Source organism: Nocardia sp. NPDC060249 (assembly GCF_042728755.1).
GTDB lineage: Bacteria > Actinomycetota > Actinomycetes > Mycobacteriales > Mycobacteriaceae > Nocardia.
The window spans coordinates 1,146,688-1,158,801 of record NZ_JBHXAQ010000002.1 but is presented as its reverse complement, the minus strand read 5'-3'; the positions used below and the strand labels follow the sequence as shown (position 1 = coordinate 1,158,801).

The 12,114-nt window shown below is 70.5% G+C and carries 2 protein-coding genes (1 of these 2 only partly in view); both read left to right on the top strand.

Features of this window, described 5'->3' with window-relative positions:
* Positions 1-5,617, top strand: partial view of an SDR family NAD(P)-dependent oxidoreductase gene (locus tag ACFWFP_RS12880; protein WP_379294914.1) — the 3' portion only. It extends 4,868 nt beyond the left edge of the window; only the last 5,617 of its 10,485 coding nucleotides appear in the window; the start codon falls outside the window, past its left edge; the stop codon is at positions 5,615-5,617.
* The gene (locus ACFWFP_RS12875; RefSeq protein ID WP_379294913.1) at positions 5,614-12,114 is read left to right on the top strand and encodes an SDR family NAD(P)-dependent oxidoreductase; all 6,501 of its coding nucleotides are present in this window, start codon (positions 5,614-5,616) and stop codon (positions 12,112-12,114) included. Before ACFWFP_RS12880 ends, ACFWFP_RS12875 begins: the two co-directional genes overlap by 4 nt.

The following is a 12,114-nucleotide window of genomic DNA, read 5'->3' as shown; positions in this document are numbered from 1 at the left end:
CGTCCTGCCGACGGCGATGCTCACCGGGGAGCAGCTGGTCGCGCTGGTGCGAGCGGAGGTCGGCGCCGTGCTGGCGCTGCCCGCCGATGCGCCCACCGACGTCGCCTTCCGCGATCTCGGCTTCGATTCGCTGCTCAGCCTCGAACTGCGCAATCGGCTCGCCACCAAGCTCGACAGGCCACTGCCGCCCACCCTGGTGTTCGACTACCCGAACGTGATCGCTCTCGCCGAGCACCTCGATGAGCAGGCCGCGCCGGCTCACGCCGTGGCGCCGGCGAAGGTAGCGCGCCGGGCGGCCGCTGAGGACCGGGTGGCGATCGTCGGCATGAGCTGCCGATTCCCCGGCGGAGTCGATGATCCGGACGGATTGTGGCAGTTGGTCGCGCAGGGACGTGAAGGTATCACCAGCTTTCCCGCCGAACGGGGATGGGACGCGGCGCAGCTGTACGACCCCGACCCGGCGGCTACCGGCAAGACCTACTGCGTGGAGGGCGGATTCCTGCCCGGCGCCGAGCTGTTCGACGCGGAGTTCTTCGGCATCAGCCCGCGCGAGGCACTCACCATGGACCCCCAGCAACGGCTGCTGCTCGAATCATCGTGGGCGGCGATAGAAGACGCCGGCCTCGACCCCAACGGTCTGCGCGGAAGCAGCACCGGTGTCTTCGTCGGAATGATGTACCACGACTACGGCTCCAGAGTTCGGCAGCCCTCGGCCGAGTTGGAGGGCTATCTCGCCAACGGCAGCGCGGGCAGCGTCGCGTCCGGCCGCGTGTCCTACGTGCTCGGGTTGGAGGGGCCGAGCCTGACGGTGGACACCGCCTGCTCGTCGTCACTGGTGACAACCCACCTGGCCGCGGCCTCGCTGCGTTCGGGGGAGTGCGACTTGGCGCTGGCGGGCGGGGTGACGGTGATGTCGACACCGCAGACCTTCGTCGAGTTCAGCCGTCAACGTGGGCTCGCGAGTGATGGCCGCTGCAAATCGTTCGCCGCCGCCGCCGATGGCACCGGCTGGGGCGAGGGCGTCGCGGTGCTGGTCTTGGAACGACTCGCCGACGCCGAGGCCAATGGTCACCAGGTGCTGGCCGTGCTCGCCGGTTCCGCGGTGAATTCCGACGGTGCGTCCAATGGGCTCACCGCGCCCAACGGTCCCGCGCAGCAGCGCGTGATCCGGGCGGCGCTCGCCGCGGCCGATATCGCGCCGACCGACGTCGACCTGCTCGAAGCGCACGGTACCGGAACGACTCTCGGCGATCCCATCGAAGCGGGCGCGTTGCTCGCGACCTATGGCGCCGACCGTGCCGAGACCGATCCGCTGTGGCTCGGGTCGCTGAAATCCAATATCGGCCACACGCAGGCCGCGGCCGGTGTCGCGGGAATCATCAAGGCAGTCCAGGCGATCCGGCACGGTGTGTTGCCGAAAACCTTGCATGTGGACGCGTCGGGGCCGACCGACCAGGTGGACTGGACCGCGGGTGGGGTGCGGCTGCTCGATCACGCGCGGACGTGGCCCGATACCGGTGGTCGTCCCCGTCGCGCCGCGGTATCGGCGTTCGGCATCAGCGGCACCAACGCGCACGTCGTGCTGGAACAGGCGCCCGCCGAGGTACGCCGCGACAACACCGGCGAAGACCCGAGATCCCGAGTCTTCCCGCTCAGCGCCCGTACGACGCCGGCACTGGCCGCCCAAGCCAGGGTGCTCGGCGAATGGCTGGAGCACCGAGGCGACACCGATCCCGCCGACCTTGCCGCCTCGTTGCGGGCACGGCCGGTGTTCGCGGTGCGGGCCGCCGTGGTTGCCTCCGATACTGCCGTCTTAGGCGATGGTCTCGCCGCGATCGCCGCGGGCTCGCCGACCGCGCTCACCGGGACGATGGCCGAACTCGGCCGGGTGGCGTTCGTCTTCAGCGGTCAGGGGAGCCAGCGGGTCGGTATGGGCCGCGTATTGTATTCGGCCGAACCGGAGTTCGCCGCCTGCTTCGACCGGGTGGCGGCCGCTGTCGACGAGCACACGACATGGTCGGTGCGCGAGGCGATGTGGCCGACCGGCGACACCGGAGAAACCGGGAGGGAACTCGCGCGTACCGAGTTCGCGCAACCAGCGCTGTTCACCCTGGAAGTGGCGCTGTTCGACTATCTCGTCGGCCTCGGGTACACCGCCGATCTGGTCTGTGGCCACTCGGTCGGTGAGTTCGCGGCGGCCTACGCCGCCGGGGTGCTCACGCTTTCGGACGCGGCCGCGCTGGTGGTCGCGCGCGGTGCGCTGATGGCCGAACTGTGCGCTCCGGGAACGATGTACGCGATTACCGCGACCGAGGACGACGTGCGGCCCGCGCTCACCGACGAGGTGTCGCTGGCAGCCGTGAACGGAATCCGCGCGTGCGTGATCTCGGGTCCGGAAACTGCGATCGAGCGGGTCGCTGCGGCGCTGTCGGACACGGGGTTTCGGGCCAAGGAGTTGGTGGTTTCACACGGGTTCCACTCTCCTGCGATGGAACCGATGCTGGCATCGTTCGCCGCGGTGGTGGCGAGGGTGACATTGCGGGAACCGGTCGTGCCGTTCGTCTCGACCGTGACCGGGGCGTTGGCCGGCGGCGGGGTGCTGACCGATCCGAGCTACTGGGTCGAGCAGGTGCGCGCCACTGTGCGCTACGCGGATGCGACCGAGGTCATGTTCGAGCAGGGCGTGCGGACCGGCATCGAACTCGGCCCGGCGGGTGTGCTCAGCGCACTGGCAGCCGGCGCGGCGGAAGAGCACGGTATCGACGCCGTCTTCACTCCGGTGCTCCGCCCGCCGCTCGACGAGCGGACCAGCCTTGCGACGGCGACCGCGACACTCTTCGCTCGAGGTGCGCGACTGCCCGCACTCGCTGGAGACCCGGCGACGTCGCCCACGCGGCTCGGTCTGCCGACCTACGCGTTCCAAGGTGAGCGCTACTGGCTGGCGGCGAACGATGGAGCGCGCGATATGCGTGGAGTCGGCCTGGTCGCTGTCGACCATCCGATCCTCGGCGCCGTGCTGCGCGTCGCCGGGGCCGATACCACTGTGCTCACCGGTACGTTGTCCACGCGGACGCACCCATGGCTGACCGATCACCGGATCGGCGCGACGATCGTCGTCCCGGGCGCGGCCCTGATCGAGTCGGTGCTGCACGCCGCGAGCGCGGTCGGCAACGACACCGTCGCCGAGCTCGTGTCCGAGATGCCCCTGGTGCTCTCGGCGGACGGCGAAACCCACGTCCAGATCCAGCTCACTCCGAGCGCGCACAGCGCCGAAAACTACACCGCCGTTCTCTATTCGGCGACGGCGGAGGATCCGTCCGCGTGGACCAGGCACGCCGTCGCGGAGCTGACAGTAGGGACACCGCTACCGGATCTGCCGGTACTGCCGGACTTGTTCGCCGAGGTATGGGCCGTCGACGATGTGACGTCGGATTCCGGCCACCACCACCCAGGATCCGAGGGCGCGCGGTCGAACGGAAGAGCCGCATCGGAGTCCAGTGCGGACGACGTCGTGACACGCATGTATCGAGTGCTCGCCGAGCGCGGATTGTTCTACGGCCCATCGTTTTCCGGAGTGCGGGCGATCGAGCGCCGGGGCGGGGAGGTGTACGCCGCGGTGCGGTTGCCCGAGGGCGTGGACGCCCGAGGCTACGGTATCCACCCGGCGCTGCTGGACGCCTGCCTGCACGCCTTGTCCACGACCGACACTACGTCGAATACGGCGCGTATTCCTTTCGCCTGGCAGGGGTTCCGACTGTTGGGCACCGTCGGGAGCCAGGTTGTCGTGGTGCTCAGCGACCTCGCGGGTGAGGGAGACTTCGCCGAGGTGGGCGTGCGGATCGTGCGTCCCGACGGTGTCACCGTCGGTATCGTGGAGCGGCTGAGTACCCGACCCGTCGAGGCAGCGCAGTTCACGGCGGCCGAGCAGCGGATCGTGCGGGTGGACTGGCGGCCCGTTCAGCTACCGTCGGCGGACGCCGCGGTGTTGCTGCGTGACCGTAGAGTTCCGGAGTCTGTCGACGAAAAGCGTTCCTACGCTGTCGAATTGATGCCGGATGTCACCGTTCGGGACAATGTTCGGTGGCTTCTGCCCTTCCTGCGGCAGTGGGTCGAGACGGGTGGTGCGCGGCTGGTCGTGGTCGGCCGAGCGGGAGTCGACCGGGCCGGCGTGGCCGCCGATCCCGACGTCGCGGCCTGCTACGGCGCGCTGCGGTCGGTACAGACCGAGTTTCCTGACCGGATCGTCGTACTCGACATGGCCGCGACCGCCCCCGAAACAGCGGTTGCCGAGTTTTCCGGTACCGCCGCGCAGGGCAGTGAACCCGAACTCGCCGTGACCGACGGCGAACTGCGCGCGCCACGCCTGATCGAAGTCGAATCAGCCAGCACAGCAACAGAATTCGATCCCGAGTCGACGGTGTTGATCACCGGTGGTACCGGCACACTCGGTGGGATCGTCGCCAACCACCTCGTCGTGCGCCACGGTGTGCGCAGGCTGCTGCTCACCAGTAGGCGTGGCCCTGATGCCGACGGCGTCGACGAACTGGTCGAGCGGCTCGAGGCGGCGGGAGCCGAAGTCGACGTCGTGGCCGCCGATCTCACCGATCGGACCGCCGTCCTCGCGGTGCTCGATCGCCTACCACGGGACCGGCCGCTGGGCGCGATCGTGCACACGGCCGGCGTCCACGACGACGCGCTGCTGGCCGACCAGACCCCGCAACGGTTCGACCGTGTTCTGGCAGCCAAGAGTGATTCGGCGCGCCACCTCGACGAGTTGACGGCCGACCGGCCGCCCGCCGTGTTCGTCTTGTTCTCCTCTGTCGCCGGTGTCCTCGGCGGTCCCGGCCAGGCGAACTACGCCGCCGCGAACAGTTATCTGGACGCCCTCGCGGCCAAGCGGCGGGCTCGTGGCCTGCCCGCACAATCCATCGCGTGGGGCGCATGGGCGGGAGGTATGGCGGGCGCGTTGTCGGCGGCGGATCTGAAGCGGCTGGCGGGCGCGGGGATGCGGCCGCTGTCGGTGGCCGAGGGGCTGGCCGCACTCGATACCGCGATGAGCACCAGGGAGGCGGTTGTCGTGGCTGCGAATTGGGTCGATGCCACCAGTTGGCGCGGGCGCGCGGTGCCGGTGAAGCTGCGCGAACTCATCGGCATACCGAGCTCGGACGCCGATCCGGTCGAGAGCGCGTCACTGCTGGACACACTGGCGGACATGCCCCCGGCGCGGCGGACCGAGCGGCTCCTCGACGCGGTGCGAGGCGAGGTCGCCTCGGTGCTCGCCCTGCCGCACGCACGGGTAGTCGCGCCCGATCGCCAGTTCACCGAGTTCGGCTTCGACTCGCTGATGGCGGTCGAGTTGCGCAACCGTCTCGGCGCGCTGGTCGGCGTGCGGCTGCCCGCCACCGCAGTCTTCGACTACCCCACGCCACGCACGCTGGCCGAATTGCTCACCGAACTCGTCGACGCGACAACCGGCACCGCGGTGCAGCCGGCACCGGATGCCGTGCGGCACGAACCCGAACTCGCCACTGATCTGGACGAACTCGATACCGCGGGCCTGATCGCGCTCGCGCTGGGCGGGCCCACCACGGGCTCCGCTGGGGAAGGACTGTCATGAAAGACACCGACACACAACTGGTCGATGCGCTGCGGGCCAGCCTCAAGGAGAACGAGCGGTTGCGTGGCGAGCTGTCGCGTGGCCCGGCGCGCGGTACCGGTCCCGGCGAGCCGATCGCGATCGTCGGCACGGCGTGCCGCTATCCCGGCGGAGTCGACAGTCCGGGGTCGCTGTGGCGGCTCGTCGCGGGCGGCCACGACGCCGTTGACGAATTCCCTGTCGACCGCGGCTGGAATCTGGCCGCACTGCATCATCCCGATCCGGACCGACCCGGTACCAGCTACACCCGCCACGGCGGATTCCTCTACGACTGCGCTGATTTCGACCCTGGATTCTTCGGATTGTCGCCGCGCGAGGCGCTGGCCATGGATCCGCAGCAGCGGCTGCTGCTCGAGGTGTCGTGGGAGGCGATCGAGCGATCGGGCCGCGATCCGCGCGCGCTGGCCGGTTCGCAGACCGGGGTGTACGTCGGAATCATGTATCGCGACTACGCCTCGCGCATCGACCGTTCGGGCGCGGTGGAGGTGCCCGCCGACATCGACGGTTATCTCGGCGCCGGCAGCGCGGGCAGCGTCGCCTCCGGTCGCATCTCCTACACGCTCGGATTGACCGGACCGTCGGTGTCGCTGGACACGGCATGCTCGTCATCGCTGGTCGCGGTACACCTGGCCATGGAGGCGCTGCGCTCCGGCCGCACCTCGCTGGCGCTGGCGGGCGGAGTGACGGTGATGTCGACGCCCGACACTTTCATCGAGTTCTCCCGCCAGCGCGGGCTCGCCCCCAACGGCCGCTGCAAATCCTTCGCCGCCGCCGCCGACGGCACCGGCTGGGGCGAAGGCGCGGGAATGCTGCTGCTGCAAAGGCTGTCCGATGCGATCGAACAGGGCGCGCCGGTGCTGGCGGTACTGCGCGGCGCCGCCGTCAACCAGGACGGCGCGTCGAACGGCCTGACCGCGCCCAACGGCCCTGCCCAGGAACGGGTGATCCGCGCCGCGCTGGCCGATGCCGGGCTCACAGTCGCCGACGTCGACGCGGTCGAGGCCCACGGCACCGGCACCCGGCTCGGGGACCCCATCGAGGCGCACGCGCTGCTGGCCACCTACGGTGCCGGGCACAGCGCCGACGCGCCGCTGTGGCTGGGCTCGCTCAAGTCGAACATCGGCCACACGCAGGCGGCGGCGGGCGTCGGGGGCATCATCAAGATGGTCGAGTCGCTGCGCCGCGGCGCGTTGGCGCCGACGCTGCACGTGGACGCACCGAGCCCGCACATCGACTGGTCAGCCGGAACGGTCGAGTTGCTGCGGGAAGGCCGCGACTGGCCCGGCAACGGCCGCGTGCGCCGCGCAGCGGTCTCGGCCTTCGGCGTTTCGGGCACCAACGCCCACGTTGTGCTGGAGGAGTTTCGCGGTGAGTCCGCGCCGGCGGATGTGACGGCGAAGGCAGCGACGCCCGTCATTCTCGGCGTCAGCGGCCGAACCCCGAAAGCGCTGGCCGCCAACGCCAACCGGCTGACCGAACTGCTCGCGACCGACCCGTCGGTCAGCCCGGCCGACCTGGCCGCGTCCGCCGCCGCGGCCCGCACACCCCGCGGGCATCGCGCGGCGCTGGTCGCCGCCGACGGCGACGAGCTGGGCACGGCGCTGGCGGCGGTCGCCGCGTCGGAGCCGCACCCGGACGTAGAAGTGGCCGATGCGCTCGATCCCTCGCCCCGCGCGGTGTTCGTCTTTCCCGGCCAGGGGGCGCAATGGGAGGGCATGGCGGCGGGGTTGCTCGCCGAGTCGGCTGTGTTCGCTGCCGCCGTCGCCGAATGTGACGCGGCCCTGGCCCCGTACCTGGACTGCTCGATCGAAGCGGTACTGCGAGGCGACCCGGCGGCACCCGATCTGAGCCGCGTCGACGTGGTCCAGCCCGCACTGTGGACGATGATGGTCGCGTTGGCGCGACTGTGGCAGTCGGTCGGGGTGATACCCGCGGCGGTCATCGGGCATTCGCAGGGCGAGATCGCCGCCGCCGTGATCGCGGGCGCGCTGACCCTCGACGACGGCGCGCGCGTGGTCGCCTTGCGCGCGAAGGCGATCACGGCCATGTCCGGCGGCGGCGCGATGATGTCGGTCGCGCTGCCGGAGGACGCGGTGCTCGAGCTGTTCATCGACCATCCCGACCTGGAGATCGCCTCCATCAACGGGCCGTCCTCGACGGTGGTCGCCGGACCTCCCGACGCGGTCGAGCGCTTGGCCGCCCGCCTCACCGAGGATGGTGTGCAGACCAAGGTCCTACCGGTCGACTACGCCTCGCACACCAGTGCTGTCACCGCCATTCGCGACGATATCGAGGTCGCGCTCGCACCGGTCGCACCGGTGACGGGCACGGTCCCGCTGATCTCCACCGTCACCGGAACTGTGCTCGACGGCGCCGAACTCGGCGCCGGGTACTGGTTCCGCAATCTCCGCGGCACCGTGCGGTTCGCCGACGCGGTCGCCGTCGCCCTCGATCAGGGGACCACGGTGTTCGTCGAGTGCAGCGCGCATCCTGTGCTCGCGGTCGGTCTGCACGACACCATCGCCGCCGTCGCCGCGCAGGCAGGCCAGGATGGTCCGGCGATCGGGCGCGCGGTCGGGTCGCTGCGTCGCGACGATGGCGGGCTGCGCCGGTTCCTGCGTTCGGCGGGCGCCGCATGGGTGGCGGGGCTGTCCGTCGACGCCGCGGCGATCGCCGGACCCGCACGCCGGGTCTCGTTGCCCACCTCCGCGTTCGATCGCGCCCGATACTGGCTCGAGCCCGCTGGGCCCGGCCGGGACGCGAGTGGACTCGGCGTCCGCGTCAGCGAACATCCGCTGCTCGGCGCGGTCCAGACCACCGCGACCGATGATCTGGTGCTGATCAGCGGCACAGTGTCGACCGCGAGCGCAGCATGGCTGCGTGATCACGTGGTCGCCGGTGGCGTGGTCGTGCCCGGCGCCGCATTGCTCGACCTGTTCTGGTCCGCCGGAACCGAGGTGGGGGCGCCGACCGTTACCGAACTGATCATCTCCGCGCCACTGCTGCTGGGCGACAACGAGATCCGGGATCTCCAACTACAGCTCGAGCCCGCCGTCGACGGGTGGTCGGCGACGCTGTACTCACGGAGCGAGGACAACGCGTGGGAGCTCCATGCGACCGCGTTTCTCACCGAAGATGCCGAGCAGGCTCACCATGTCGTCACCACGGACTGGCTGCCGAGCACTGCCGTCCCGGCGGGTGCGGACACTGCGATGGACGGGGTCATCGACGGTGCGTACACCATGCTCGCGGAGGGCGGACTGGCATATGGTGACGCGTTTCGCGGCCTCACCGGAGTCTGGCTGGACGGCGACACGGTCTACGCCGAAGTGCGATTGCCACAGGCCGCCGGTGATCTCGGCGGCTTCGGCCTGCACCCGGCACTGCTCGACGCGGTACTGCACGCGCTCGTCCTCAGCACAGCGTTCAGCACCGGCGGCAACGCGTCCAATTCCGCCATCGCGGCGCGGCTGCCGTTCAGCTGGTCCGGTGCTCGGCTGTACGCGGCGGGCGCGACCGAATTGCGGGCCGTCCTGCGTGCGACAGGTCCGGAGACAGTGTCGCTGACGCTGACAGATCCCTCCGGCGAACTCGTCGCCGACGTGGATTCGCTGGTGCTGCGGCCGATGTCGGCCACCGGGCTCGCCGATTCGCTCGCTCACAAAGCCCTGTTCCACCTGCGTTGGATGCCGATCGCCGAACCGACGGGCCCATCCGGTCCGCAGCCGCGCACGGTGGATCTGCGGACCCCGCCGACGATCGGATTGCCCGCACCGGGGGAGGTGCTCGCGGGAGTGTCATCGGCGCTGCGCGCGATCCAGGACGAACTGGCCGACGAGGTGGCAGGCCAGGTCATCGTGCTCACCGCCGGCGCCGCGAGCGTCACCGTGCCCGCCGATCCGATCGCCGCGGCCATCACCGGATTGGTACGGTCGGCTCAGTCGGAGAACCCGCACCGCATCGTGCTTGTCGATCTGGCGCCGACAGACGGCAGCGCCGCCGCCCCGCCCGACCCGGAATTGCTCGACGCGGCGATCCGCACCGGCGAACCGCAACTCGCGCGTCGAGACAACCGCTGGCTCGCGCCCCGGGCCGCCCGGATCGCCGACGACGGTCTGCTCCTGCCGCCGGTCACCGGAGTGGAGGAGTCGTGGCACCTCGGCAAGTCGCCGGGTGGTTCGCTCGACGGAATCCACTGCGTGCGCAACGGGACTCCCGAGACACCGCTGGGGCCCGGCCGGGTTCGGGTCGCGGTCCGCGCGGCCGGCGTCAACTTCCGCGACGCGGTGGTGGCGTTGGAGATGGTGTCGGGCCTGACCGGCCTCGGTGGGGAAGCGGCGGGCATCGTGCTCGAAGTCGGTGCCGGGGTGACCGGATTCGCGCCCGGCGACGAAGTGATGGGCATCTTCCACGACGCTTTCGGGCCGGTCGCCATCGCCGACGCCAGACTGCTGGCCAAGAAGCCACCCCGTTGGAGTTTCGCCCAGGCGGCCTCGGTGCCGATCGTCTACCTGACCGCCTACTACGGTCTGGTCGACCTCGCCGACAGCAGGCCGGGACAGCGAGTGCTCGTGCACGCGGCCGCGGGCGGTGTCGGTTTCGCCGCCACCGCGCTGGCCCGCCTGCGCGGCCTCGAGGTGTACGGCACCGCGAGTCAACCCAAGTGGCCCGCACTGCTGGCGGCCGGATTCGATCACGAGCACCTCGCGAACTCACGCACCCTCGATTTCGAAGCCGAGTTCCTGGCAGCCACCGACGGGCAGGGCATGGACATCGTGCTCGATTGCCTCGCCGGTGAATTCGTCGACGCCGGACTGCGATTGCTGCCGCGCGGCGGCGTCTTCCTCGAGATGGGCAAGACCGACAAGCGCGATCCCGAGCGCGTCGCCGCCGATCACCCCGATGTGCGGTATCAGGCCTACGACGTGATGGAGGCGGGGGAGGACCGGCTCGCAACCGTGCTCGGTGAAATCGCTCGCCTGTGCGCCGATGGGTTGATCGAGCCGATGCCGGTGCGCGAGTGGGATATTCGCGACGCGCGCGCGGCACTGCGCGCGCTGTCCTCGGCAACCGTGGTCGGCAAGGCGGTGCTCACGGTCGAACCCGCACCGGATGTCGAGGGCACCCACCTGATCACCGGTGCGACCGGAAGTCTCGGCGGAATCATCGCCAGACACCTGGCCCGCACGGGGCGCGCCAAGCGGCTGTTGCTCCTGTCACGTACCGGAATCGACGCACCTGGTGCGGCGGAATTGCTCGCCGACCTGGCCGCCGCGGGCGCGCACGCCCAACTGGTGGCCTGCGATGCGGCCGACCGTGACCAGCTCGCCACCGTACTGGCGGCGATCGACCCGCGACATCCGCTCACCGCCGTCGTGCACGCGGCGGGCGTCCTCGACGACGGGCTGATCACCGGACAGAATCCGGACCGCCTACGCACCGTGTTCGAGCCCAAGGTGACCGCGGCCGTGCACCTGCACGAACTGACCTCGGTTGCCCCGCTGCGCTCGTTCGTTCTGTTCTCCTCGGCGGCAGCGGTTTTCGGTACGCCCGGACAGGCCAACTACGCGGCGGCCAACGCCTTCCTCGATGCGCTGGCCGACCAGCGTCGCGCGGCCGGACTGCCCGCGACATCGCTCGGGTGGGGCCTGTGGGAGCAGCGCGGCCGGATGACCGAGGGCATGTCCGCCGCGGACGAGGCACGGGTCCGGCGCGGTGGCCTCATCGCGCTCACCGCCGACGACGGCGCGGCACTGTTCGAGCTGGCTCGCGGCTCGCTCACCGCGGTGACCCTGCCGATGCACCTCGACCAGGACGCGCTCAGCGCGGTCGATGCCGAGCCGATCCCCTTGCTGCGCGAGCTTCGCGCACAAGCACCGGCGCGGACCTCGGCTCGGCGAATCCCGACGTCGCGCCGTGTCATCGGTGCGGCAACCGTCCACCAGGACGACCAGCTCGCCACCCGGATCGCCGGCCTGCCGGAATCGGAACGGTTGCGCGCGGTCCGCACTGTGGTGGCCGGTCACGCGGCCGCGGTGCTCGGTTGCGCCGCCACCGACATCGGCGCCAACCAGGGGTTCAAGGACCTCGGTTTCGACTCGCTCACCGCGGTCGAACTGCGCAACAGGCTGTCGGGAGCGACCGGAATCCGGCTCAAGGCGACAGTGATCTTCGACCACTCGACACCGCAGGCCCTTGCCGAACACGTCCTCGGCGAACTCGCCGAAGCCGTGCCGGACTCGCCCGCCGTGACGGCGACGGAACCGACCGCCGAACTGGACCGGCTCCTCGACCGGATCGCCGACCTGCTGGCAGCCGGCGGCTCCGATCGCGCACATCAGCGCCTGCTCGAACTCGCGGCATCGGCGGCGCCCGTCACCGCCGACGGCGCCGGCCTCGATTCTGCCTCCGACGACGACCTTTTCGCCCTGGTCGACAACGGCTACGGCCTGACCTAG

What these genes read in the sequence shown, in the direction of transcription:
- ACFWFP_RS12875 (WP_379294913.1), top strand. Translation starts at nt 5,614, where the DNA reads ATGAAAGACACCGACACACAACTGGTCGATGCGCTGCGGGCCAGCCTC.